Origin of the sequence: Exiguobacterium sp. s21, from assembly GCF_018617975.1 — a bacterium.
Lineage (GTDB): Bacteria > Bacillota > Bacilli > Exiguobacteriales > Exiguobacteriaceae > Exiguobacterium > Exiguobacterium mexicanum_A.
Window position 1 is genome coordinate 1 of the sequence record NZ_JACSLF010000017.1, and the last position, 26,656, is coordinate 26,656.

At 52.2% G+C, this 26,656-nt stretch carries 23 protein-coding genes and 2 tRNA genes; all 25 read right to left on the reverse strand.

Translation table 11 applies throughout. The features are described 5' to 3' along the window. Positions 1-322: 322 nt before the first annotated feature. A complete protein-coding gene (gene lysS / locus KNP06_RS14255) occupies positions 323-1,813 on the reverse strand; it encodes a lysine--tRNA ligase (RefSeq protein ID WP_214764656.1) in 1,491 nt (496 codons plus the stop codon). A 145-nt stretch (positions 1,814-1,958) separates the two neighbouring features. Continuing rightward, positions 1,959-2,897, reverse strand: coding sequence for a tRNA dihydrouridine synthase DusB (gene dusB, locus KNP06_RS14260; RefSeq protein WP_233005531.1), 939 nt, complete (start codon positions 2,895-2,897; stop codon positions 1,959-1,961). 79 nt (positions 2,898-2,976) lie between these two features. Next, positions 2,977-3,480: a 2-amino-4-hydroxy-6-hydroxymethyldihydropteridine diphosphokinase gene (folK, locus tag KNP06_RS14265; protein ID WP_214709908.1), complete on the reverse strand. Its 504-nt coding sequence runs from the start codon at positions 3,478-3,480 to the stop codon at positions 2,977-2,979. Further along, positions 3,477-3,842, reverse strand: a complete 366-nt coding sequence (folB, locus tag KNP06_RS14270) for a dihydroneopterin aldolase (protein ID WP_214709906.1) — start codon at positions 3,840-3,842, stop codon at positions 3,477-3,479. The genes folK and folB overlap by 4 nt, the downstream gene beginning before the upstream one ends. After that, on the reverse strand, positions 3,835-4,620 hold the full coding sequence (folP, locus tag KNP06_RS14275; RefSeq protein WP_214709904.1) for a dihydropteroate synthase: 786 nt from the start codon (positions 4,618-4,620) through the stop codon (positions 3,835-3,837). The genes folB and folP overlap by 8 nt, the downstream gene beginning before the upstream one ends. Then, positions 4,617-5,447, reverse strand: a complete 831-nt coding sequence (locus tag KNP06_RS14280; RefSeq protein WP_214764659.1) for an aminotransferase class IV — start codon at positions 5,445-5,447, stop codon at positions 4,617-4,619. Before KNP06_RS14280 ends, folP begins: the two co-directional genes overlap by 4 nt. Next, the gene (gene pabA, locus KNP06_RS14285; protein ID WP_214789459.1) at positions 5,431-6,015 is read right to left on the reverse strand and encodes an aminodeoxychorismate/anthranilate synthase component II; all 585 of its coding nucleotides are present in this window, start codon (positions 6,013-6,015) and stop codon (positions 5,431-5,433) included. Before pabA ends, KNP06_RS14280 begins: the two co-directional genes overlap by 17 nt. Continuing rightward, positions 6,012-7,391: an anthranilate synthase component I family protein gene (locus KNP06_RS14290; protein ID WP_214789462.1), complete on the reverse strand. Its 1,380-nt coding sequence runs from the start codon at positions 7,389-7,391 to the stop codon at positions 6,012-6,014. Before KNP06_RS14290 ends, pabA begins: the two co-directional genes overlap by 4 nt. Positions 7,392-7,485: 94 nt before the next feature. After that, positions 7,486-8,439 (reverse strand): cysteine synthase A, encoded by a 954-nt coding sequence (gene cysK, locus KNP06_RS14295; RefSeq protein WP_021068192.1) that lies wholly within the window; start codon positions 8,437-8,439, stop codon positions 7,486-7,488. Between the two features lie 86 nt (positions 8,440-8,525). Further along, on the reverse strand, positions 8,526-9,452 hold the full coding sequence (hslO, locus tag KNP06_RS14300; RefSeq protein WP_051627654.1) for an Hsp33 family molecular chaperone HslO: 927 nt from the start codon (positions 9,450-9,452) through the stop codon (positions 8,526-8,528). Positions 9,453-9,472: 20 nt separating this feature from the next. Further along, a complete protein-coding gene (locus KNP06_RS14305; RefSeq protein ID WP_021068190.1) occupies positions 9,473-10,237 on the reverse strand; it encodes a type III pantothenate kinase in 765 nt (254 codons plus the stop codon). A 94-nt stretch (positions 10,238-10,331) separates the two neighbouring features. Further along, complete coding sequence (ftsH, locus tag KNP06_RS14310; RefSeq protein WP_021068189.1) at positions 10,332-12,359, reverse strand: ATP-dependent zinc metalloprotease FtsH; 2,028 nt, start codon at positions 12,357-12,359, stop codon at positions 10,332-10,334. Positions 12,360-12,464: 105 nt separating this feature from the next. Beyond that, entirely contained in the window at positions 12,465-13,010 is a 546-nt protein-coding gene (gene hpt, locus KNP06_RS14315; protein ID WP_021068188.1) for a hypoxanthine phosphoribosyltransferase, read from the reverse strand. 35 nt (positions 13,011-13,045) lie between these two features. Further along, positions 13,046-14,275, reverse strand: a complete 1,230-nt coding sequence (gene tilS / locus KNP06_RS14320; protein ID WP_251129765.1) for a tRNA lysidine(34) synthetase TilS — start codon at positions 14,273-14,275, stop codon at positions 13,046-13,048. Between the two features lie 68 nt (positions 14,276-14,343). Then, positions 14,344-14,415: transfer RNA gene (locus KNP06_RS14325), tRNA-Glu, on the reverse strand. A gap of 9 nt (positions 14,416-14,424) precedes the next feature. Further along, positions 14,425-14,501: transfer RNA gene (locus tag KNP06_RS14330), tRNA-Met, on the reverse strand. Between the two features lie 142 nt (positions 14,502-14,643). Further along, the gene (locus tag KNP06_RS14335) at positions 14,644-17,046 is read right to left on the reverse strand and encodes a YhgE/Pip domain-containing protein (RefSeq protein ID WP_058765139.1); all 2,403 of its coding nucleotides are present in this window, start codon (positions 17,044-17,046) and stop codon (positions 14,644-14,646) included. Between the two features lie 210 nt (positions 17,047-17,256). Continuing rightward, a complete protein-coding gene (locus KNP06_RS14340) occupies positions 17,257-17,793 on the reverse strand; it encodes a S1 domain-containing RNA-binding protein (protein ID WP_034781804.1) in 537 nt (178 codons plus the stop codon). A 74-nt stretch (positions 17,794-17,867) separates the two neighbouring features. After that, the gene (locus KNP06_RS14345) at positions 17,868-18,242 is read right to left on the reverse strand and encodes an FtsB family cell division protein (protein ID WP_034781803.1); all 375 of its coding nucleotides are present in this window, start codon (positions 18,240-18,242) and stop codon (positions 17,868-17,870) included. A 45-nt stretch (positions 18,243-18,287) separates the two neighbouring features. Further along, a complete protein-coding gene (locus KNP06_RS14350; RefSeq protein ID WP_021065741.1) occupies positions 18,288-18,560 on the reverse strand; it encodes an RNA-binding S4 domain-containing protein in 273 nt (90 codons plus the stop codon). Beyond that, positions 18,557-19,972 (reverse strand): bifunctional methyltransferase/pyrophosphohydrolase YabN, encoded by a 1,416-nt coding sequence (yabN, locus tag KNP06_RS14355; RefSeq protein WP_214712679.1) that lies wholly within the window; start codon positions 19,970-19,972, stop codon positions 18,557-18,559. Before yabN ends, KNP06_RS14350 begins: the two co-directional genes overlap by 4 nt. 1 nt (position 19,973) lies before the next feature. Next, entirely contained in the window at positions 19,974-21,521 is a 1,548-nt protein-coding gene (locus KNP06_RS14360) for a polysaccharide biosynthesis protein (protein ID WP_214712685.1), read from the reverse strand. After that, positions 21,505-25,029: a transcription-repair coupling factor gene (gene mfd / locus KNP06_RS14365; protein ID WP_214789467.1), complete on the reverse strand. Its 3,525-nt coding sequence runs from the start codon at positions 25,027-25,029 to the stop codon at positions 21,505-21,507. Before mfd ends, KNP06_RS14360 begins: the two co-directional genes overlap by 17 nt. A gap of 46 nt (positions 25,030-25,075) precedes the next feature. Beyond that, entirely contained in the window at positions 25,076-25,633 is a 558-nt protein-coding gene (gene pth, locus KNP06_RS14370; protein ID WP_214712689.1) for an aminoacyl-tRNA hydrolase, read from the reverse strand. A gap of 54 nt (positions 25,634-25,687) precedes the next feature. Then, positions 25,688-26,644: a ribose-phosphate diphosphokinase gene (locus tag KNP06_RS14375; RefSeq protein WP_021065746.1), complete on the reverse strand. Its 957-nt coding sequence runs from the start codon at positions 26,642-26,644 to the stop codon at positions 25,688-25,690. Positions 26,645-26,656: the final 12 nt, after the last annotated feature.

Genomic DNA, 26,656 nt, shown 5'->3' on the forward strand with positions numbered 1-26,656 from the left:
TAGCTCTTTAAAAATGACGAAGCTTGCGCTTCATTCAAAAATTGTAAAACTTATTTTTGCCTCATCGTTCAGTTTTCAAAGTTCGTCTGTCGCTCATTGGCGACTCTTAAAATAATACAAGTCATCGACACAGTTGTCAACCACTTTTTTTATTCTTTTCCGCTGCCATCAGCGGCAACGTTTATTACTTTACCGCATCCCTAAATAGAACGCAAGAGTTTTTGCAAAAGTTTTTCTAAAAAAGTTTTTAGCCTCTTTAAACCGGCAACATTCTCCATAGAAAAACCTCTCGCCCGTAAGAGCGAGAGGTTAAAACGATTCTTTACTGTTGGTGTCTCATCGTCGGGAACAATAGAACATCACGAATCGATGGTGCATTCGTCAACAACATGACGAGGCGATCGATTCCGATTCCAAGACCACCCGTTGGTGGCATTCCGTATTCGAGCGCCTCAAGGAAATCGTTGTCCAATTCATGGGCTTCGTCATTCCCTGCTTCTTTCTCAAGAAGTTGAGCTTCGAAACGCTCACGCTGATCAATCGGATCATTCAATTCCGTGAAGGCGTTCGCATGTTCACGACGAACGATGAACAATTCAAATCGATCCGTGAAGCGTGGATCTGTATCGTTCTTTTTCGCCAATGGCGATACTTCGACAGGGTGACCTGTCACAAACGTCGGTTGTAACAATGTTTCTTCGACTTTCTGCTCAAAGAATTCATTGACGATGTGACCGAATGTCATGTGGTCTTGAATCTCGACACCGTGCTCTTTTGCAAGCGCACGTGCATCTTCATCAGACATCTGTTGCCAGAAATCGACGCCTGTTTCTTCTTTAACCAAGTCGACCATGTGCGCACGTTTCCAACCGATAGCCAAATGAATCGTATCTTCTCCATATTGAACGTCCGTCGTGCCAAGCACTTCTTGGGCTACGTGAGCTACGAGTTCTTCCGTCAAATCCATGATGTCATTATAGTCCGCATACGCTTCATACAATTCAATCATCGTGAACTCTGGGTTATGACGTGTTGAGATCCCCTCATTACGGAAGACACGGCCAATCTCATACACGCGCTCGAGACCACCGACAATCAAGCGCTTCAAATGAAGCTCGATGGCGATCCGCATATATAATTCCATATCAAGTGCATTATGGTGCGTCAAGAACGGACGGGCCGCCGCTCCACCTGCGATTGTATGCAACATCGGCGTTTCGACTTCCAAGTAACCGCGATGGTTCAAGAAATTCCGAATTTCCGAGATGATGCGGCTACGCAGAATAAACGTTTGACGCGAATCGTTATTCGTAATTAAATCCAAATAACGTTGACGATAGCGTTGCTCAACATCTTTTAAGCCATGGTATTTATCAGGAAGCGGACGAAGTGCTTTTGTTAAGAGTTCGAACTCTTCAACATGAATCGACAATTCGCCGACGTTCGTCTTGAACAACTTCCCTTTCACACCGACGATGTCACCAAGGTCAGATGATTTGAATAAATCGAACGGTTCGTCACCTACGTCATTTTTACGAACGTAAATTTGGATTTGTCCTGTGACGTCTTGGATGTGGGCAAAAAAGACTTTCCCTTTTCCACGTTTCGTCATGATTCGTCCGGCAAGCGTCACTTCGACGTCTTGTTCGGCCAAGGCTTCTTTTTCAATCGCCTCATATTGTTCATGTAATTCACCGGCGTGGGCAGAACGTTCGAACCGACGTCCGAACGGGTCAAGCCCTTGTTCACGCATCTCGGTCATTTTTTCAAACCGAACCTGCATTTGGTCGTTCATTTCCAACTCGTGACTCACTACTCCATTCACTCCTCTATACGTATTGGGGATGTCTAATAAAAAACTGTCAGCCTCACGGCCAACAGCACAGCCTAAACCGTTTGCTTGTGTGGTTCACTTTTTCGCCAAACAAGCTTACCACAAATCAATTTTTTTCACTAGTTCACACTTCTTGCATTTGTCGCTCGAGCTGTTCCACAAAATGATACAACACGATGCCAAAAGCATCTCGCGATTCCGTTTCGTTGATTTGCTTCCGAACCGGGCCGCTGCCTTTCAACCCTTTCAAGTACCACGCCGCATGTTGACGCATCTCGCGAACGGCCGTCACTTCTCCTTTGATGGCAATCAAGCGATCGAGGTGCAACATACAGATGTCGATTTTTTCACGCGCCGCTGGTTCTGGCGGAAGTTCACCCGTTTCCAAATACTGCACCGTTTGATACAGCATCCATGGGTTACCAAGTGCTGCCCGCCCGATCATGACGGCATCGACACCGTAGTGATCAATCGCATGTTTTGCTTCTTGAGGTGTCGAGATATCGCCGTTACCGATAATCGGAACCGTCGCAATCTTCTTGGCTTCGCCAATCCAATCCCAATTCGCTGTTCCTTCATATTGTTGAGACCGCGTACGACCATGAATCGCAATCGCCGCCGCTCCTCCAGATTGAGCCGCCCGAACATTGTCGAGAATATAAATATGGTCTTCGTCCCAACCGAGGCGCATTTTGACCGTGACCGGCTTATCGACCGCTTGCGACACGGCGTTCACCATCTCATAAACTTTATCCGGGTCAAGCAACCATTTGGCACCCGCCTCACACTTCGTGACTTTCGGGACTGGGCAACCCATATTGATATCAATGATGTCCGCATTCGTGTTTTGATCCACGTACTGGGCCGCTCTGACGAGTGTGTCTTTCGAACCACCAAAAATCTGAAGGCTGAGCGGTTTTTCCCGTTCATCGACGTAGAGCATCCGGAGCGTTCTTGCGTTCTCCAATAAAATCCCTTTATCGCTGACCATTTCAGCACAGACGAGTCCCGCGCCAAATTCTTTAGCGATCAAACGAAACGCAGGGTTTGTCACTCCGGCCATCGGGGCAAGGACGGCGCGGTTCTTTATATCGATATTACCAATTTTGAACCCTGACACTTCTCCACTTCCTTTGCTAACGTTAAACCGAGTTGACCAATGATTGTAACGGTCCGAGACGGACGACATCTTGCCGTTCCGACTCAGGGAGGGCTTCAAGTAATGCCCGCACCGTCATTCCCTTTACCTCGACCACCGGAGCAATCTCCGCGAACGGGGCAAGTACAAAAGCGCGTTCATGCATCCGTGGATGCGGAACAGTTAACTGCTTCGATTGTATATCTTCGCTGTTATAGACCAAGATGTCAAGGTCGATTGTACGCGGTCCGTTTTTAAATAACCGCTCTCTCCCTAGGTCCCGTTCAATCTGTTGGAGTTGAAGCAAGGCCGCTTCCGCAGAAAAGGACGGCTCGACTTCGACGACCATATTGTAGAAAGATGGCTGATCTGTGTATCCGACCGGAGCCGTCTCATATACGGACGACTCTTTCATCACCTGAAGACCGTTTGCCGCCATTGCTTGAATCGCTTCTGCCAGATAGTTGGCACGCTCCCCAATGTTCGATCCCAGCGCTACGTACATCATACGTTCCGTCTCCGTGTCATCTCGATTGCGACTGAGTCATAATGACCCGGGATGGGCGGGTCCGGCTTGATCACTTTGACGGTGACGCTTTGAATCTTGTCGCTGTGGGCCAAGACAGCCGTCGTGATGCGCTCGCCCAGCGTCTCGAGCAGATTGACCGGCTCCCCAGTGACGATGTCTTCCGTCAATTGATAGAGTCCCGCGTAACTGACGCCGTCTGCCAAATCGTCCGATTGTCCGGCCGGCGCCAAATCCAACTCACACATTAAATCGATGTTGAACCGTTGACCGAGTCGATTCTCTTCTGCAAACACACCGTGATAGCCATAAAAACGCATCCCATCCACAAACATCTTATCCAATTTGTCCGCCTCCCAGCATCGCGTCCATCATGAGTGACGCTCGTTTATTCTCTCGTACGTCATGGACCCGAATCCACGCACAGCCTTTCATGATACCTAGACACGTCGTCGCCAGTGTCCCTTCCAGTCGTTCTTCGGTCGGTAGATCAAGCGCTTGCCCGATGAATGATTTCCGCGACGTCCCGAGTAACACCGGATAACCGAGGTTCGTGATCACGTCGAGTCGATTCATCAGTTCCATGTTTTGCGCATAGTCTTTCGCAAAGCCGATTCCCGGGTCTAACCAAATCATCTCATCCGGCACACCTGCCGCTTGAGCGATTTCAATCGATTCATACAAGTCACCGACGACCTCCTCGATGAAATGTCCATAATTTCGATTGTCGCGATTGTGCATCAAAATGATAGGAACATTAAACGCCCGTGCCACTTGTGCCATCGATTGATCACCCCACTTCGAGCCCCAGACGTCATTGATGATATCGGCCCCGGCTTCTAATGCTGCCTTTGCCACCACCGGTTTGTACGTATCGATCGAGATGAGCACGTCGAGCTCTTGCTTCAGTTGACGAATGACAGGAATGACTCGCTCGATTTCTTCTTCCGCCGAGACGAACCGGGCTCCCGGCCGTGTCGATTCCCCGCCGATATCAATCGCGTCCGCTCCGTCTTGAACGAGTTGCTTGGCGTGAGCGACCGCCTGTTCGAGCGCCGTATACCGTCCTCCGTCCGAAAACGAATCCGGTGTCACATTTAAAATTCCCATGATTTTTGTCATCGCGTTCCTTCCCTTTCAATCGCATGCAACAAGACAGACCAACATGCTTTAAATTTTACTCCGTCTTTTCCTGGATAACTGTTCCCGGCATAGTCTGTGACCGGAGCAATCTGTTGAACCGAATTGGTCAACCAAATCTCGTCTGCCTGTGTAAGTTCAGCAAACGTCACATCACGTTCCTTCACATCAAACGTATCCATCACCCAACGTCGCGTGACCCCAGCCAGAGGTCCCGTCGCGAGCGGCGTCGTCCAAAGTTGGTCAGCTTCGACCCAAAAGACGTTCGAAACGAGCCCTTCTACGACATGTCCTGAGTCATCGGCGAACAGTCCTTCCGCCTCCCGATCAACGAGCATGCGCTTCCCTAATATATTGTTCATATAATGATGGGATTTTAAGCGGAATGCTGCTTCGGGCCGACTTCTCGGAAACGGGATGGCTTCCAGCCGTTTTTCCGTGGGCTGGAACGATTCCGGTAACGGCTTGACGAGCAGTGTCACGTTCGGACGAGTGTAGCGTCCGTCGTAGAGTCCAAGTGGCGCCACCCCCGCGGACACGTTCAAGCGCACATACAGGTTCGGGGTCCCGTTTTGACGAACGACGTCTTGAATCGCCTGCTCCATCTCTTGTTTCGTATACGGTAAATCAATCCATAGTTCCGCTAAGCTCTTTTCGAGACGTTCCCAGTGAAGATCAAACAAGAACGGGATGCCATTGAACGTTCGAAACGTCTCGAACAGGCCCATCCCATATAAAAATCCGTGATCTTCCACCGGAATCGTTACTTCAGAGCTGCCCCGCAGTTCGCCATTATGCCAAAGCCACATGACGATACACCTCGACGAAATTACGAATCATGTCTTTGCCGTGTTCTGTCAAAACCGCTTCCGGATGAAACTGCACCCCTTCAATCGGTAACGTTTCATGCCGGAGTGCCATAATCTCTCCTAGGCCCGTCTCGGCCGTGACTTTCAAGCACGACGGTAACGAATCTCGTTCGACCGCGAGCGAATGGTAGCGTGTCACGATCGTCTGTTGCGGGATGCCGTTAAACAGCGTGTTTCCGTCATGTTGAATCGCTGACGTCTTGCCATGCATGAGCCGCTCGGCATGGACGACTTTTCCGCCGAACGCTTGAGCAATCGCTTGATGTCCGAGACAGACGCCAAGAATTGGGATGCGACCGGCAAACGCCTGAATCGCATCGATGCTGATACCCGCCTCACTCGGTGTGCACGGACCAGGCGAAATGACGAGATAACTTGGGGCGAGCGCTTCAATTTCCTCGATCGTGATGTCATCGTTACGACGGACGACGAGTTGTTCACCGAGCTCCCCAAAGTATTGAACTAAATTGTATGTGAACGAGTCATAGTTATCGATGAGTAAAATCATACCGTCGCCTCCGTCATTTCTTTCGCCGTCCATAGCGCTTTCGCCTTGGAAAGTGATTCGGCGTACTCCGCTTCAGGATCCGAATCAATCACAATCCCGGCACCCGCCTGAACATGGGCGATTCCGTCCTTCGCGACCATCGTCCGAATCGTGATGTTGAACACGAGGTCATCATCCCAACTAAGCCAGCCGTATGAGCCGGTGTAAATCCCACGCCGGACCGGTTCGAGTTCCTCGATGATTTCCATCGTCCGGATTTTCGGCGCCCCGGTGATGGTGCCGCCCGGGAACATCGCGCCGAGTGCTTCGGCTCCCGATACGCCGTCCCGCATCAAACCGCGCACGTTCGAGACAATATGTTGGACGTGCGAGTACTTCTCGATGACCATCAGTTCATCGACATGCACTGTCCCGTAAGCCGCGACTTTGCCCAAGTCGTTTCGTTCAAGGTCGACGAGCATGACGTGTTCGGCCCGCTCTTTCTCATTGTCGAGCAGCGTCCGAGCCAGTTCCAGATCTTCCGCCTCATCCCGGCCTCGCGGTCTCGTTCCGGCGATCGGACGGGTCGAGATGGCGGCGCCATGTTTTTCAATCAACAGTTCTGGTGAAGCCGACACCATCGTGAGCGAGTCGTCAACGAAATAACCCATATACGGTGAAGGGTTCACTTTCCGGAGCGTGTCGTAGATGTGACGCGGGTGTGCGAGCAGCGGTTCCGACTGCCGGACGCTCAAATTCACTTGGAACACATCGCCCTCGACGATGTAGTCTTGAATCTTTTGCACGGCCGCAACGAATTCATCCTGTGACAGCGAACGGGATCGCTCGACCGTTCCGCTCGTAAGCGGCGGAAACGCATAATGTGTTTCTGTTCGCCAAAGGGCGGCAAAGCGCTCGAGCTTCGCCTCCGCTTGCTCATCGGCCGTGACCATCACGTATAAGAGCGATTCTTCTTCATCGAAGACCGCTACTTCATCGAACAGCAAGAATGAAACGTCCGGTGTTGCCAAATCGTCTTCCGCTTGCCGTGGTAAACGTTCGAGGGTACGGGCTACATCATAGCTCACATAACCGATCATCCCGCCGAAAAATGGGGGAGCACCAGCTGGCCGCTCGGTAGCGTAACGGGCTCGTACCGTTTCGACGATGTCGAGCGGCTCACCGTACAGTGTTTCGGTCGCCTCTACTGTGACGAACGTTCCGACCCCATCTTTCACGTGAAGCGTAGCGAACGGTTCGACACCGGCCATCGTATAGCGACCGACTCGTCCACTCTCTAGCCACGCGTAGTTGTTCTTTCCTTCGGTCAATGTCATGTACGTGTCGTACATTTTCTCTTTTGTCATGCGCATGGTTTTGAACGCTGTTTGTCTCACGCCACATTCCCCCGTTCCACTGATTCATGCCTTTAATTGTACACAAGAAAAGGCAGTTACCGAAAGAAGTTGTCTCCCGGTAACTGCCGTTTGTTTACGAGCGTACGCTATCTGATTCTTCATCGAATTGATAGAGCGGTGTGCTGAGGTAGCGTTCTCCGTTTGACGGGATAATCGCCAGCACGTTTTTCCCTTTGCCGAGACGTTTGGCCGTATCGACAGCGGCAGCGATCGCCGCCCCAGACGAGATGCCTCCGAGCACGCCGTTCGTTTTGGCCGCAAGACGTGCGTATTCGAACGCCTGATCGGTCGTGATTTGAAGGACACCTTCATAAATCTCCGTATCGAGAATCGACGGGATGAACCCGGCCCCGATCCCTTGGATTTTATGCGGGCCTGGTTTACCACCCGACAAGACCGGTGAATCGACCGGTTCGACCGCTAGGATTTGAACGTTCGGATAGTGGGCTTTCAACACTTTACCCGCTCCCGTGATTGTTCCACCTGTCCCGACGCCGGCGATGAACGCATCGACTTGAAGACCTGACGCATCGAACGCGTCGACGATTTCAGGTCCCGTCGTCATCTCGTGCACGTTCGGGTTGGCTTCATTGTTAAACTGCTGCGGGAGGAAATAACCGTTTTGTTCAGCCTCTTCCGTCGCACGGCGAATCGCTCCGCCCATCCCTTCAGGACCCGGCGTCAAAATGAGTTCGGCACCGTAGCCACGAAGCAAATTGCGACGTTCCATGCTCATCGTTTCCGGCATGACCAAAATCGCTTTATAGCCTTTGGCCGCACTGACCATGGCGAGACCGATTCCCGTGTTCCCACTGGTCGGTTCGATAATCGTATCTCCTGGTTTCAAGACCCCTTCTCGTTCCGCCGCTTCAATCATAGCGAGCGCAATCCGGTCTTTTACGCTAGAGCCCGGGTTCATATACTCCAATTTCAAGTAAACCGTGGCATCTTCAGCGCCAGTCAATCCATTCAACTTCACAATCGGTGTCTTTCCAATCAAGTCTGTTACTGAATCTACGATACGCATTTCATTTCCTCCTCCATAATTCCGACTATTCCGATATTGTAATCATACCCTATCAGATTCAAAATATGCAATTTGGAGCAAAGCGGTCAACGTGCTTGTTGTTTCATCGTTTCTAATTGTTCCGCCGAGAAGTGGTATTTCTCGCCACAGAAGTGACAAACCGCTTCAGCGCCGCCATCCTCTTCAATCATGTGACGAATCTCTTCGGCACCGAGCCCGATAATCGCGCTTTCCATACGGTCGCGACCACATGTGCAATTGAATTGGACCGGCTTTTGATCCAACACTTCGAGGCTGTCGCCAAGGAGCATATGGAGCATCTCTTCCGGTGTCTTCTCTTCTCCGATGAGCACCGACACTGGCGGGAACGTCTTGAGCGCCTGTTCAAGCGCTTGAATCGTCTCTTCTGACGCATCCGGCATCAATTGAACGATAATGCCACCGGCCGCAAGAATCGATTCATCTTCTGGAAGGACGAGCACACCCGCACCGACGACTGACGGTACTTGTTCTGACGTCGCAAAGTAGTACGTGAAGTCTTCGCTAATCTCACCCGTTTGAATCTCAGACGAGCCGCCGACAAAGTCTTTCAAACCGAGGTCTTTAATGACCGAGATCGTCCCGCGTCCGACGGCTTCACCGACTTTCAACTTCGTCAAACCGTGATCATTCACAAACGTGCCGCCTTCGACACGAGGATGTGACACGTAACCGCGCACGTCTCCCGCCGTATCGGCATCGACGATGATTTTCCCAATCGGTCCATCGCCTTCGACTTTGAGCGTCACGCGAGCGGCGCCTTTTTGCATCGCACCGATCATCGTCCCGATCGTCATCGTGCGACCGAGCGCTGCTGAAGCGACCGGTGTCGTCTGGTGACGGAGTTGCGTTTCAAAGATCGTTTTTGTCGTCCGGACGGCAAACGCGCGGACTTCCCCGTTGAACCCGAGGGCACGGACGAGGTAATCGGCTTTCATTTGGTCAAGTAATGCTTGTTGTTCTGGTTGAATCATATCGAGTAACTCCTTTAAGTTTATTTCTGGTTGCGCTCATAGATGAGACGAAGCCCATCGAGCGTCAAAAATGAATCGACGACATCAATCGTCTCGGCATGCTCGCTAATCAAACGCGCGAGACCGCCCGTGGCGATCACGGTTGCTTCTCCGACTTCACGCTTCATACGACCGACAATCCCGTCGACTTGTGCGACATAGCCGTAATACGTCCCGGACTGCATCGCTTGAATTGTATTTTTCCCAACGACCGTAGGCGGTGTCGCGAGCTCGATGCGCGGCAGCTTGGCCGCCCGTTGATAGAGCGCCTCGACCGAAATCATGATCCCCGGTGAAATGATGCCTCCGTGATAACGGCGGTTCTCATCAATATAGCAGTACGTCGTCGCCGTTCCGAAATCGACGATGATGAGCGGTCCATCATACTTGGCAATTCCAGCAACCGCGTTGACGATGCGGTCCGCTCCGACTTCACGCGGATTATCAACATGAATGTCGAGACCGGTTTTTACGCCGGGACCGACGACAATCGGTCGGACGTTAAAGTAGCGCTGCGACATCTGCTCGAGCGGAAAGATGACCGGCGGAACGACCGAAGACAGAATCACACCGTCAATCTGATCGAATGAGACGTTCGAATGATCGAACAGTGATTTCACGAGCATGCCGTATTCATCGGTCGTTTTCGTGCGGTCTGTCGAGATGCGCCAATGATGGACGAGTGTCTCGCCGTCATACATCCCAAGGACAATATTTGTATTCCCAACATCAATCACTAAAATCATGATAGCGTTCCTCACTTTGTTGTCAATTACAGTTCGCTCGAATTATAACACGAAAAAAGACGAATGCCTTGTTTAGGGCATTCGTCTCTTACACTTACCGTGATTCGTTGTTCGGGCGTTCCGTCGGTGTCGCTTCCGGCTTATCGCCTTCAGGGACAACATCCGGCTTCGCTTCTTGAACGACTCCAGGCTGATCGATGACTTGTCCGTGCTTGACGGCCGCCTCATCTTTCTTCGCTTCGTCGCTTGCATCATCTTTCGATGGTTCAGACGGCTCTTCCGGTTCGTGCGGAAGGTATTCGCGCGTCTTAATCAAGTGACGAATCTGTTTCGAATCGAGCGTCTCGACTTCGAGCAACGTCTTCGCGACGAGTTCGAGATCGTCTCTACGATCCGTCAAGATTTGTTTCGCTTTCGCGTAACAACGGTTGATGATATCACGAATCTCGAGGTCGATGTCTTGTGCAATCGCATCCGAGTAGTTCTGTTCCGTTTGGAAGTCACGGCCAAGGAAGACTTGTCCACCATGGTTTGACCCAAGTTGGAGCGGCCCGAGCTTGTCGCTCATCCCGTAATCCATGACCATCTTCCGGGCGATACCAGTCGCACGTTGGAAGTCATTACTTGCTCCTGTTGACACTTCACCGAAGATGACGTCTTCCGCCACGCGGCCCCCGAGGAGACCGACGATTTTATCTTCAAGCTCAGGTTTCGTCATGAAGTAGCGATCTTCTTTTGGAAGCATGACGACATAGCCGCCTGCGTTACCGCGAGGAACGATCGTCACTTTATGCACTTCATCTGCATTCTCAAGTTCAATCCCGATAATCGTATGACCCGCTTCATGATAGGCGACGATTTGTCGTTCTTTCTCCGAGATGACACGGCTCTTCTTAGAAGGACCGGCGATGACGCGGTCAATCGCTTCCTCAACATCCACGACTGATACCGCTGAACGGTCAGACCGGGCTGCGACGAGCGCTGCTTCGTTCAATAAGTTTTCAAGGTCGGCACCTGAGAATCCAGGTGTCCGCTGCGCGATCGACTTCAAGTCGACAGTCGAATCAAGTGGCTTGTTGCGCGCATGAACTTTGAGTACCGCTTCACGGCCTTTAACATCCGGACGATCAACCGTGATTTGGCGGTCAAAACGGCCTGGACGAAGAAGGGCCGGGTCAAGAATATCCGGACGGTTCGTCGCGGCAATCATGATAATGCCTTCGTTGTCACTGAATCCATCCATCTCGACAAGAAGTTGGTTAAGCGTTTGTTCACGCTCGTCATGGCCACCACCGAGGCCGGCGCCACGTTGACGTCCGACCGCATCGATTTCATCGATAAAGATGATACACGGTGCGTTCTTTTTCGCATTCTCGAACAAGTCACGTACACGTGACGCCCCGACACCGACGAACATTTCGACGAAGTCAGAACCTGAGATTGAGAAGAACGGTACACCGGCTTCTCCTGCAGCTGCACGAGCGAGCAATGTTTTACCTGTTCCCGGAGGACCGACAAGCAAGACACCTTTCGGAATCCGTGCCCCGAGTTTCGAGAACTTACGTGGGTCTTTCAAGAATTCAACGACTTCGATGAGCTCCTGCTTCTCTTCATCCGCTCCGGCAACGTCTTCAAACGTCACACGGCGCTTCTCTTGATCGTATAATTTCGCCTTCGATTTCCCGAAGTTCATCACACGACCACCACCACCGCCACCTTGGGCTTGGTTGAGCAAGAAGAAGAATAAGATGAAGATGATGATGAACGGTAAGATCGCGAATACGATGCTGAACCAGCTACCACTCGACTCTGCTTCTTCGATTTGGATGTCGGTATCCGCGCGAAGTGACGAGAGCACTTCGGCGTATTCGGCCTCGTTGGCCGGGATATTCGTTTCAAAACGCTGATCTTCGTCTCCTGTTAGATCTCCTGTAATTGAGATGGCTCCCGGAATTTCTTGTACGGTTGCCGTTTCAATCCGACCTTCTTCCACATATTCCAAGAACTTCGAATACGTAAGCGTCTCGCTCTGGCTATTCGGGTTTTGTAAATATTGAAGGAACAAGATCAAGGCTAGGAAAATCACACCGAAAACTAAGGTGTTTTTCACTGCACGATTCATTCTCTGCCTCCTATTCCGAGAAACGATGTTCTCGCCCATTCAGTATATGTGTATACTTTGGGTATTTCTTTTATCTTAACACGACGCATTTTCAAAAGAAAAACGTTAGCCCCCGTAAATGCTCGGCTTGAGCACACCGACGTACGGAAGGTTACGATATTTCTCTTCGTAATCGAGACCATAGCCGACAACAAACTCGTGCGGAATAACGAAACCGCTATAATCTGCCGACAATCCGTTCTTGCGGCCCGTCGGTTTATCGAGAAGCGTCACGATTTTAACCGATTTGGCTTTGCGGTACTTGAGCAGGTCGACGAGATAACCGAGCGTGAGTCCACTATCAATGATATCTTCTACAATCAAGATGTCGCGTCCTTCTACAGATGTATTTAAATCTTTTTCAATTTTAACTTCACCCGTCGATGACGTTCCGCCATGGTACGTCGACACGTCCATGAAATCCATTTCTAAATGGATGTCCATTTCTTTGACGAGGTCTGACATGAATGGCATCGCACCTTTTAACACGCAGACGAGGAGTGGAAACTCTTCTTTATATTCTTCGCTAAGTGTTGTAGCGAGTTCTTTCACTTTACCTTGAATCTCTTCGCTTGAAATCAGTACTTTCTCCATATCGTTCATTAATGACATCTTAAAATCCTCCTCTTTCTTATCCGACACAATCATCATTTTACCATTAATCGTGGGCACATCGCACCCGACTTATCCGGAAAATCGGAAACTCTTACCCCTACTATAGCGATAATCCGTCCCGTTGCGTCAACTACCAATGGGACAAAAGGCCGTTTTTCTCGCGGAATCTTCGCGTCAATGAAGATGCGGGCGACTTTTTTCGTCCCGATGGACAGTTTCATTGCATCTCCAGCCTCGACAGAACGGATGATCAACGGCAACTCGATCGCCTCGAGCGGGATGCCATGTGCCTCTTCGACGATTTCAAGTGAAAATCGACTCTCACCGAACGTTACGCATGCCGGGAACGTCGTCACCACTAGTTCAGTCGGGAGAGGCAGCGGTCGATCGGTTGTCTGCAATGACAAGTTTCCACCTTGTTTCCAAAGTTGCCACGGACCTTCTAAATCAAAGTGTCCTGACCCTCGTGGATTCTCAAGAAGACGTTCCATCGCTTCTCCTACCTCTACCCCATATCGAGTAGAGAGCAATCGCCCCACGACGTGTCGCTCAAACCGATCTAAACCGAGCACGTCGTCTAGTTTCACATGAAACGCTTTCATCTCAAAATGAACTGAGGTATCCATCCACATCTCCATCCGTCGATAACGAGCGTCCCATAGTTCGCGCTGGCGCCTTGCCGTCTCGCTCACGACGTAAACGAGATCCGGTCGAGCGGCGAGGAGTTGCGGGACGAGCTGATGCCGCAGCTTGTTTCGTAAGTAATCCGCTTCGGCATTGCTCGCATCTTCTCGCCATTCGAGACGATGTCGATTGGCGTAGGCAATCAGTTCCCGCTTCGGTTCCGATAAGAGCGGACGAACGAGTTCTCCTCCTGCGAACGGACGACGCTCAGGAATCCCCGTCACTTCGACGACGTTACGCTGCAGTTGAATGAGGACGGTCTCGAGTTGGTCATCCGCGTGATGGGCCGTCATCAGTTGTGTATAGTCGAACTTCTGCATAACCTGTTCAAAGAACGCATATCGTGCCGTCCGGTAACTCGCCTGCGAACCGCCGTTCGGGAAAGCGAGCCGTTTGCCATGAAATGGCACGTCGTACTTGTCGGCCAAACGTCGCACAAATTCATACTCTTCATCCGACTCGGGACGCAGTCCATGATGGACATGGGCCACGCCCACTTCCATACCGTTCCGAATGACCCGATCCAACAAGACGACCGAATCGATTCCACCGGACACGGCAACCAATACTCTCGTCATCCGTCCGCCTCCTTGATATAACAAAAGAAGCCATCTCGAGTGAGATGGCTTCTTTTCGCTTAGGTAAGTGACCCGTACGGGATTCGAACCCGTGTTACCGCCGTGAAAGGGCGGTGTCTTAACCGCTTGACCAACGGGCCTAAATAAAATGGTAGCGGCGGAGGGAGTCGAACCCACGACCTCACGGGTATGAACCGTACGCTCTAGCCAGCTGAGCTACACCGCCATGTTATTGTTGTGTCCTAAGCACATTTTCTATAATAACCAGTACCCACGCCAGTGTCAATTCTTTTTTAAAAGTTTTTTCACAAAAAAATCGTGTATAGTGTCGTCTTATCCACTATACACGATTTTCAGTTCGTTGTGCATCACGCTTCTGACGTCGTCAGCCGATATTTTTTCTTCCAAGCGATGCGGAAATATCCCCATAGCAGGAAGAAGCAAGCGGTTGAGACGAACGCCAAATAGATGATTGCTTGTTGCAGGTAGCTCCAGCCGTCCGCTGACAAGATTTCTTTATAGCCCGATACGGTGTATGTCATCGGCAACCAGGCGTTAAACGGTTGGAGGGCGCTCGGAATCAGTTCGAGCGGGAACGTTCCAGCCGACGTCGTCAATTGAAGGATCAATAAGACGATGGCTACGAAACGGCCCGGATTTCCGAGCGTCGTGACGAGTAGCTGCACGATTAAGAGGAACGTGATGCTGACGAGCCAACTGAATCCGAAGAACTGGAGTGGCGCCTCGACTTCAAGTCCGAGCAACATGACCATCGCCACATCCAAGACGAGCGCTTGAATAAATCCGATAACGAGCAACACACCTGATTTTGAGACGAGCCATGACAGGCTGCGTTTCGGTTTTCCAGCCGGATCGTACAGCGGATAGACGATCGAGAGCAAGAGCGCCCCGACGAATAGTCCGAGTGACATGAAGTACGGTGCAAAACCCGTTCCGTAGTTCGGGACCTTGTGAATCGATTCGTTGACGACCGTGACCGGTCCGGCCATCATGTCGACGTTATCGTCTCGGATGTCGATCGCGGCCGCTTCGGCCCCATCGGCGAGCGCGTCCCGTAACTTGCTGTTACCAGCCGCAAGTTCGGACACTCCGTCTGCGAGCTGGTCGCTACCTGACTGGAGGTCTTTACCGCCCTCTGCCAAACGTACAGCCCCGTTCGCGAGTGTATTCGTGCCCGCGCCGGCGCTCTTCGCCCCGTCTGCGAGTTTCGAACTCCCCTCTGACAAGGCGCCCGTCGCCTCGGTCAACTGCGTACTGCCGGACGCGAGTTCGGCGGTCCCGTCTTTCAACGCTCCGACGCCGGCGTTTAAGCGATTGCTTGCCGAAGCCAACTCTTTCGAACTCACGGCTGCCGTTTGCGCCCCTTGTTCCACTTGGGTCGACCCATCCGCCAACGCCTGTGCCCCGCTTGCGAGTTCGGCTTGTCCGTCACGTAACGTCACCAGTCCCGAAGCGAGTTCATTGGCACCAGCCTCTGCTTGCGTCAATCCGTCACCGAGCGCGGCCTGTCCTTCTTTCACACGCGTCGCTCCCGCGGACAGTGCATCGAATCCAGCGGCTGTCGCTGTTTGACCTTCCGCCAATTGGGCCACAATCGCCTGTAGCATCTCTGGTGAAGCAGGTTGCCCTGCCTCGGCGAGTGCTGACAGCTGGGTCATCAACTGATCTTGACTGGCCAACACTTCTGTTTTCATCTGACCGATTCCGGCCACGAGTTCCGTCTCTCCTGCCATCAAGGCGGCATTCCCTTCTTTCGCCGCCGTCATCGCGGCCGCCAATTCATTTGAACCGGCACTCAATTGCTCACTGCCGTCCTTCGAACGCTGAATCCCGGCCGCAAGTTGTTGAACGCCTTGATTGAGAGAAGCCGTCCCGCTGTGCAATTCCTCCAACTTCGAGGCGAACGTGTCTGTCCCTTCGACAAGTTGGCTCGTTCCGTCTTGAAGGGCAGACGCCCCGTCATTCACTTGACGTGCCCCGTCTGATAAGGCGGCGCTACCTGCATAAACTTGCTGGCTTCCCTTCGCCAACTCCGTCGTCCCTGTCTCGAGTTGGGCCACACCTTCATTCAGCCGACTCGCCCCGTCAGCCAATTCTTGTTGTTTTGAAGCGAGCAATGCGGTCCCGTCGGCCAATTGGGTCGCCCCCTGTTCGGCCGTCTGCGATCCATCTGCTAGTTTTCCCGCCCCAGCCGCCGCTTCATCGAGTCCAGCAGCGGCATCTTGAATCCCGTCACGCATCGCACTGACGTACTGTTTCGCGACTTCGGTCGACAGTTCACCTTTCACTTGCTCCATCGCGGAACCGCCGATTTGAGCCGCTAAAAAGTTATACGATTCATTGGCGATATATTTGAGTTCAAGCTTCTCAGGTTGTTCGCTGAGCGCCGTCGTCGCTTTTTCTGAGAAGTTTGCCGGAATCTCAATCGCCATGTAATAGTCATGATCGTTCAACCCTGACTCGGCTTCTTGTTTCGTCGTCTCGATAAATTCGAACGCCTCAGACGTCTTTAACTTCTCAACGAGTTCGTCCCCGACGGCAAGTTGCTCCCCGTCGAACGTCGCTCCCTGGTCTTCGTTCACGATCGCCACCGGCAAGTCTTTCATCTGTCCATACGGATCCCAAAACGCCCATAAGAACATCCCGGCATACATGAGCGGGACGAGTGCGACCGCGAGAATCGGGACCCAGACCCGAGGATTCTTCCCGATGCTTCTCCATTCCGCCAACCACAGTTTCCATCCATTCATTTTCATTCTCACCTTTCACTTATAAAACATAACTATTTTTTCATGTTCCCTATTGTGCTCGCTTCTCCGAAAAAATGCAACCCTTTTTAGTTATTTTTCATAACAAAAAAAGAATCAAAAAAAACCACAGACTATAAAAGTCTGTGGTTCGTCGTCTTCTTGAGGAAGACCGTCTATCGTTACGAGTAGAAGCTGATGGTTTACGAAGGGTTACCCGCGCTTGGCTCCACGTCCACCGCGTTTTGAGTCGGTTTGACGTTTTAACGTTGTCAAGCGCTCGTCGCTATCTTTCAAGAACTTGCTCATCAACGTATCGAACGTTTCTGGTTCACGGCGTACTTCACGACGTCCGCCGCCACCACGTGGACCGCCACCGCGAGGACCGCCGCCACCGCGTGGGCCACCTTGTCCTGGACCACCTGGGCGTGGGCCGCCTTGACCCGGGCCGCCTGGGCGTGGGCCACGAGAGAAACGCTCGCCGGCTGGGCGCTCTGGGCGTTCACTGACAGGACGATCGACGGCCTTTTTGATAGACAACCCGATTTTGCCATCGTTTTCGACGTTCAAGATTTTGACCGTCACTTCTTGACCGACCGTTAGAACCTCATTGATGTCTTTGACGTAAGAATCTGCCACTTCACTGATGTGCACCAAACCCGTTTTGCCATTTGGAAGCTCTACGAACGCTCCGAAATGCGTAATCCCTGTAACCTTACCTTGTACCTTGCTTCCTACTTCAATTGACATAAAATAATGTACTCCTTTTTTGATTGATTCCCTACAATTATACGAGTCGATTCGTCAACGGTCAACGAACCCACTTATTCCTCTGGTGAGAAGTAAAAAATAATCTCGCCATCTTTCGAGAACAACAACTCGTTGCGCGCTAGATTGGCGATGTATTCTTCGTCTTGTAAACGCTCGACCTGCTCTTTTAGTTCTGACTGTTCGTCCTTCGTTTCCCGAAGTTCGACTTGCGCTTCATTTTGTTTCCGTTCTTGCTCGGACACATATCCGACTTTCGAGAAGTAACTCTGACCGATGAAGACAATCATCAACAAAAAGAGAAGCGAGGCTGCAGCCAGGCGGCGTCGAAGATGGATACGTTGCCGGTTCTGTTCTTTTTCCAGCTGTTCTCTTCGTTCATCAAGAGCCCGAATCCGCTGTTTGCGTTCCATCGGGTTACGTCCATTCATCGAATCACCTTCCTCCTGTCCTGTTACGTTCAGTATACCTTTTTTTTACGCTTCCGTACCACTGTTCACCTTTTCTTCTTTGAGCAAGCGGTACATTTCTTTCGCGTCCTCTTTTCGAGCATGCTCGGCAATCGAGTCGATGACAACCGTGACGAGCTTGTTTCCGAAGCGAATTTGCAACTCGTCACCGACTTTGACGTCCGTGCTCGCTTTCGCCACTTGTCCGTTCAACTGAATTCGGCCTTGGTCGGCAACTTCTTTCGCCAATGTGCGCCGTTTAATCAAACGGGATACTTTCAAAAACTTGTCTAATCTCATAATCCCTTCTCCTTCGCTTCATCCCAGAGCCGATCCATCTCGTCGAGCGTCATCTCGTCGAGGGAGCCGTTCGCTTCAATGTATTCGAATCGTCTCTTAAATTTTTGGTTGGTCCGTTCGAGCGCCTGCTCGGCGTTCAACTTGAAATAGCGCGCCACGTTGACGATTGAGAAGAGGACATCCCCAAGTTCTCGTTCATCTTCAGGCTGACTTCTCCACTCGTGGAGTTCTTCTTCCAATTTCTCGAACGCACCTTGAACATCGTCCCATTCGAAACCGACTTGCGCAGCTTTCTTCTGCAATTGCTCGGCCCGCATCAAACCAGGTTGAGTCATGAGAACTCCATCTAGCTGCGATTTTCTCTTTTCCCCTTTTTCCACTTGTTTAATCGCATTCCAATTCGTCACGACGTCATCGGCATCGTTTACTGTCACGTCACCGAACACGTGGGGGTGACGGCGGACCATCTTCTCGCTGACGGCGCCAATGACGTCCCGGATATCAAAATAGCCTTCGTCCGCCCCGATTTGGGCGTGGAGCATGACTTGAAGCAAAACGTCACCGAGCTCTTCGACAATGGCATCATCGTCTTCCGCGTCAATCGCTTCAATCAACTCATATGCTTCTTCAAGCAAATATTTGCGGAGCGACTCGTGCGTCTGCTTCCGATCCCATGGGCACCCGTCCGGTCCGCGGAGCGTCGCAATGATATGCTTCAACGTCGAAAACTCGCGCGCCAAATGCGTCTCATCCATGAGCGGCGGCACATAGAGCGTCGTCAAGTTGTCGACTTCTGCCACGCGGTCCATCTCGTAGAGCGGGATTTCACTGACCCGCTCGCGTTTCGTCCCGGCGGCCGTCACGAGTTTAACGATGTGCTCATCTGGATAACGTTCCATCAACTGGACTTTCACGTCTCCGGCCACGAACCCGTCATACACTTGACCAATCAATACGTGTTGAGTCACTTGAATCCGTTCGACATCGAGCGCGGTCGCATCGAGTAATTGGAAGCCGTTGATGGGATCGATGCGGAGGGCTTGGAACATGGCGTCCAAAAAGCTCTGACCGCCGAGAAACGTGACGTCCGCACCTTGTTCGACGAGCAATTCGACCGTCCGCTCCGCCACGAACGGATGTCCCGGTACGGCATAGGTGATGGCTAGCTCTTCACTCTTTTCAAGCAACGTCTCAACGATTTGTCGGTAGACGTCCTCGAACGTGTCACTCGCTTCGTAAATCGCATCAAACGATTCGAACGTCACGCCTTCCGCCTCAAGTTCGCTGACGACAGGGTGTTCTTTCGTGCGCAACCAAACGAGCGGTTGCTGCTTCAAATGACGATAGACACCGAGCGGTAGTTGATCAAGTTCGCCAGACCCGAGGCCGACGACCGTAATTCCGTAACTCATATCAGTTCTCCTTTTTTTCTAGCAGATTGATGAGACGACCTCCGAACGGGATCATTTCCCACTCGTCTATCGTCAAGATTTGTTCTTTCCATAACCGCCAGACATAAATGCCGGCCCCGAGCACGAGCATGAAGACGAGCCAGATGAGGGCATCGAGACGATTTGGCAGCCAGTTCATTATGATGACATTCAAACCGAACAAGACACCTCCCATTGGCGCCACCGTTTTGATGAGACGCCCATAGTGTCGAAATCGGAGCATGCCAAGCGGAATAATTTGATCGAGCCGATTGAAATTGAAGGCGGCCATCGTTAAAAAGGCAAGGGATGTCCCGAGGGCAGCCCCTTCGATGCCATAGGGAGGGACGAGCCACAGATTGCTGACGAGTTTAACACCGATCGCGAGGATCATACCGACAGTGGCCGTCCGTTCCCGGTCAATCGCCTGTAGGCACGTCATACTCGCCACGGCAAGCGAAGCAGCAAACGTACTTGTCGCCAACAGAACGAGTGCCATTGTCCCAGCGGCATTTTCGAATAAGGCAATGTTTAATGGAAGCATGACACCCATCAAGCCGATTGTGGCCGCAGCGGCGACCGTTGTCGTCACGCGAATCATCGAACTGAGTCCGGAAGAGGTCGCTTCGATACGACCGGCACGATAATGCCGCACCAAGTTCGGGACGTTTGCCATTCCGAGCGCCGTCGTGAAAAGAATCGCGAATTGAACGAGCGGATAGCCTCGGTCAAATACCCCTTTGCCGACTTTCGCGGCGTAGTCCCCACCCATTAGATTGACAATCGTGAACGAGTCGACGAGTTGCATCCATAAAATCCCGAGCGAGGCGAAGCCAACGGCAAAGCCGGTCGTCAGTAAAATACGAAGGACAGACCGCAACGTCGCACGTTGGACCGGGACGACCCGCAGCTTCTTCGTCCACAACGATAAGATGATAATCGCCACCACACCTCCGACGAGCGTCGCCGCGTACGCGTACCGGCTCAGCGTATAGGCGTCTTGTCCAAAGCGGACACCAATCAACAGAGCGACGAGCAGAACTGTGACACGGACAAGGTTCTCGAGCACTTGCGAGATGGCGCTCGGCCTTAAGTCATCGACCGATTGGAACGAACCGCGGAGCACCGCCAACGCGGGCATAAGCAAATAGCTGAGGCTGATCACGCGTAACGTCGGTGCGAGCTGCATGTCACCGAGAAGACGGGCAATCGCCGGTGCGAGCATCCACATCGCGACGACAAGGGCGAAGCCGAGGCCGAGTAAGACATAAAAACTCCCCCACAACACCTCGAGCTTGCGTCTTGGCCCTTGGGCCCCGACACCAATTTTCGCAATCACGACCGGCATCGCATACATGCCGAGCGAGGCGACGATCGCAGCAAACGGGTATACCGTCTGATAGGCGTATAAGCCAAAGTCTCCCGCGATGTTTTGGTACGGGACCCGATAAGCGAAGCTGATGAATTTTGAAAGATAGCCCGCAAGCGCAAATAAGACGACCCCGGTCGCAAATTTACTTGGCGACCGCATGCGCCAACCTCTTCACAAGCTCCTCGAGTACCGTATCGGCATCGTTCAACAGTTCGATGACCGGCATCCTGCCGCTAAGCGACAACTTGAGAGCACCGTTGTCTTGACCGACGCCAAGTTTCCGACCGAGCGGCATCGTCCATTCCATGAACGACGGCACGTCGAGCGCTGTCGTCGATTCGAGCGACAATACCATCTCAATGCGACCCGGCGTCTGTTTGATGCGGGCCACTTTCGCCATTTCCCCATAAATGCGCAGACGCGTCAGTTGGATGAGGAGGGCGACAGGCTCCGGGAATTCCCCGAACCGTTCGATCAACTCGTCTTGGAGGGCGAACAGCGCCTCTGGTGTATCGACATATTTGAAGCGTTTGTACATCTCGATTTTCAATTCGCTGTCTGACAAATACTCGTCCGGGATATACGCGTCCGCTTGGAACGCGATCTCCGGTTTGAAGACGACTTGTTTCGCCTGGCCGCGCATCCGGTCTTTCCGTTCTTCGATGGCTTCGGACAACATTTGCGAGTATAAGTCGAATCCGACCGAATCGATGAACCCGGACTGTTGGGCCCCGAGCAGATTGCCGGCACCGCGAATCGATAAGTCGCGCATCGCAATCTTGAACCCGCTCCCGAGCTCCGTGAACTCCTTGATGGCCTGTAGCCGGCTCTCCGCGACCTCGGTTAAGCGTTTATCTTTCCGATACGTGAAGTAGGCGTAGGCGATTCGGTTGGAACGGCCGACACGACCGCGCAACTGGTACAACTGTGACAGTCCCATCTTGTCCGCATCGTGGACGATGAGCGTGTTCACGTTCGGAATATCGATGCCGGTCTCGATGATCGTCGTCGAGACGAGCACGTCGGCTTCTCCTTCGAGGAAGCTGATAAGCTGGCTCTCGAGTTCGGTCTCGGTCATCCGACCGTGTGCCGTCGCGATCCGTGCTTCCGGTAACAAAGCGCGAATCTCTTCAGCCTTCCGCTCGATACCTTCGACCCGGTTATAGAGGAAGAACGCCTGCCCGCCTCGCGCGAGTTCACGCTCGAGTGCCTCACGCAAGACGATACCGTCGTATTCCATGACGTACGTCTGCACCGGGTAGCGGTTCTCCGGCGGTGTCTCGAGGACCGACAAGTCCCGAATCCCAATCATCGACATGTGGAGCGTCCGCGGGATCGGTGTCGCCGTCAGCGTCAAGACGTCGATATTTGTCTTCAACTGTTTGAGCCGTTCTTTATGTTTGACCCCGAACCGTTGCTCTTCATCGATGATGACGAGTCCGAGGTCGGCGAACGTCACATCTTTCGACAAGACGCGGTGCGTCCCGACGACGACGTCAATCGTCCCTTCCTTTAGACCTTTCTTTGTTGCCGCCATCTCGCTTTTTGAGCGGAAACGGCTCATGACCGAGACGTTGATTGGAAACTCACTGAACCGTTCGAGCATCGTCTCGTAGTGCTGTTGTGCGAGTACGGTCGTCGGCACGAGGAACGCGACTTGCTTCCCAGCGAGCACGGCTTTGAACGCGGCTCGAATCGCCACTTCCGTCTTTCCGTAACCGACATCGCCACAAAGGAGACGGTCCATCGGCCGTGATCGTTCCATATCGGCTTTGATCTCGGCGATGGAACGGACCTGGTCTTCTGTCTCTGCGTACGGGAACGAGCTTTCAAACTGACTCATCTCCTCGTCATCGGGCGGGAACGCATAACCGACGGACGCTTCCCGCGCCGCGTACAGCTTGATCAGCTCGTCGGCGATATCTTCGACCGATTTGGCGACTTTCGATTTGACCTTCTTCCACTCGGTCCCACCGAGTTTATATATCTTAGGCTCTTTGCCTTCCGCCCCGACGTACTTTTGGACGAGATCGATTTGGTCGACCGGGACGTAGAGCGCATCGTCACCGGCATAGACGAGATGTAAGTAGTCTTGATGAATGCCGCCGACTTCAATCGTTTTGATGCCTAGGTACTTCCCGATCCCGTGATGGATGTGGACGACGTGGTCGTTCGGCTTCAACTCTTGATAACTTTTAATCCGTTCGGCGTTCGTCAAATTCTTCGTCTGACGTTTTCGCTTCGTGACGCGTTTGAACAGCTCTTCTTCGGAGACGACGACGAGGCGACTCGTCGAGAGCTCGAATCCGCCCTCGATTTGTCCAATCATGACGTGGACATGACGCGGCAACAACTCGCCGTCCACATTTGTGAACGTTGACGAGATGCCATAGTCTTCAAGTAATGCTACCACCTTGTCGGCCCGCGTTTGATCCCCTGCTAAGAAGACGAGACGATGGTCACCTTGTTGCCAACGTTCGACTTCTTGCTTCAGCAAGTGCATCTGCCCGTGAAACGCCGGGAGCGGACGGCAACTGAGGTGGACCGTGTTCGTTTCCGGAATCCCCGACCGTCTCGACGGGAGGAGCGAGAACGCCACTTGCTTCAAATCACGAAACACTTTATGCATCGGGACGGCAAGCGTATAGTTGCTGACGGATTCCCCGCGTTCGATGAGCGACGAGAACCATTCGGCTTCCTCGCGATCTTGCACGTCGGCGGCGTCTTCAATCCGGGCCACTTCATCTAAAATCAAAACAGCATCCGGTCCGACATAGTCGAGGAGTGTCGAGCTATATAGCAGCGGCGTGTACTTTCCAACTTTTTCGGGCGCCTCACCTCGGCCGAACTGTTCGATGTCCCGGGCAATCCCGTCCTCGAGTGCTTGACGAATCGTCTCCGTCTCAATCAACGAGAGCGTCCGATCATATTGACGTTCGAGTGCCTGTCTAGCTTTTTTCAATTGTTCTGTCGAAGCGATAAACTCGGTCGCCGGGGGAATGACCGCTTCGGCGACGACCCCTAGTGAGCGTTGTGTCTCAGCATCAAACGTAAAAATCGAATCGACCTCGGTGTCGAACAAATCGATGCGATACGGACGCGCCTCCGTGAGCGGATAGACATCTAAAATGCTACCGCGGACGGAGAATTCACCCGGTGCGGTGACGGTAGCCGTTCGTTCATATCCGAGCGTGATCAGCGTCTCGGCAAACGGCTTCAAATCAAGCTCTTGACCTGGTTTGATGACTCGATGGCTTGCCCGCCAGTCCGTCGGGCTCGGAATAAAGCGACGTAACCCACCGAGTGGCACGACAAGGACGCCTCCCGTTTCGTCAAGGAGACGTGTTCGAGCTTCAATCCGTGCGGCAAGAAGTTCTGGGCTCGATGTGAGTGACAGTTCTCCAGCGAGCGTCTCATCGATCGGATAAAGCAATGTTTGACTCGGGCCGACGAGCGACTCGAGCTGATCGTACATTTTTTGGGCTTGGTACATGTTATGTGTGACGACCACGAGACGTCGGGGCGAATTTTTCGCCAAACCTGCCAACACGAGCGCTTTGGCACTCGTCGTCAATCCGGTGACGAGTTGACGATCAACTTTTGGCAACCGCTCCCGAATCACATTCGTCTCAGGCAATGCCAACATGAATTTCTCTAAAGCATTCATTTTGATTTCCTCCACCTCATACGACAAAAAAGGGTACGTTGACCCTTTAGTTATATCGATTCATGAGCGCGATCCATTCCGTGTCCACAAAATCAGTCGCGGCGGACACCGCTTGATCGAGCGTATCATTCAATTCTGCCATATCTTCTTTCCGGTAGTTCATGAGCACCCAATCGACGACTTTAATCGGATGCGGCGGACGACCGATGCCGAGTTTCAGACGTTTGAAATCTTGGGTTCCCAGGTGTCGAATCAGCGACTTGATGCCGTTATGTCCACCGGCACTGCCTTTCGGACGGAATCGCAGTTTCCCTGGCACCATGTCCAAGTCGTCATAAATGACGAGCAAGTCATCAATCTCAATCTTATAATAATCTAAAATCGGACGTACCGACTCCCCTGATAGATTCATGTAGGTGAGCGGTTTGACGAGGACGACACGTTCTCCATTGATTCTTCCCGTTCCGATCAATGCTTTAAACTTGGCTTCATCAAGTTGAATCCCATGTTTGTCAGCTAAGCGATCAATCGCTAAAAAACCGACGTTGTGACGGGTCATCTCATACTTTTTGCCTGGATTCCCGAGGCCGACGATACATTTCATCTTATTCCTCCTGAACAAAAAAGCCCAAAGGCGAACGCCTTCGGGCCTCGTTTTTTAATCGAACAGCGTGCTCACCGATTTGTGCTCGTGGACACGCATGATCGCTTCCCCAAGCAAACGGGCAACCGACATCTGCTTGATTTTGCTCGAACATTCGCGACCTTCTAAATCGATTGTGTTCAAAACGACGAGTTCTTTGATTGACGAGTTGTCGATCCGTTCCATCGCCGGTCCAGATAAGACTGGGTGTGTACACGAGGCGTACACTTCTTTTGCACCAGCTTGGACGATGGCATCGGCCGCAAGCGTGATTGTTCCAGCCGTATCGATGATGTCATCAATCAAGATGGCCGTCTTGCCTTCAACGCTGCCGACGATGTTCATGACTTCAGCCACGTTCGCTTCAGGACGACGCTTGTCGATGATGGCGATTGGAGCCTTCAAGCGTTCGGCAAGCTTACGGGCACGCGTGACGCCACCGTGGTCCGGTGAAACGACGACAATGTCTTTCGCTTTAAATTCATCTGTCTCAAAATACGTCGAGATGAGTGGAACACCTAATAATTGGTCTACTGGGATATTGAAGAAACCTTGGATTTGAGCAGCATGCAAGTCCATCGTGATTAAACGCGTGGCACCTGCAACCGTCAATAAATCAGCGACAAGTTTCGCTGTGATCGGCTCACGTGAGCGCGCCTTGCGGTCTTGGCGAGCGTAACCGTAGTATGGCATGACCACGTTAATCGTCCGAACCGATGCTCGTTTCAACGCATCGATCATGACGAGTAACTCCATGAGCGTTTCGTTCACCGGTGAGCTCGTCGATTGAATGATGTACACATCATCGCCTCGCACGCTCTCCTCGATGTTGATGTAAAGTTCTCCGTCGCTAAACCGCTTCACTTGGCAATCGCTGAGCGGGATGCCAATTTCCTTGGCAATCTCTTCGGCGAGTGGGCGGTTTGAGTTTAAGCTAAATAGGCGAATTTCACGTTCATATACAGTAGACATGTTTAGGATTCT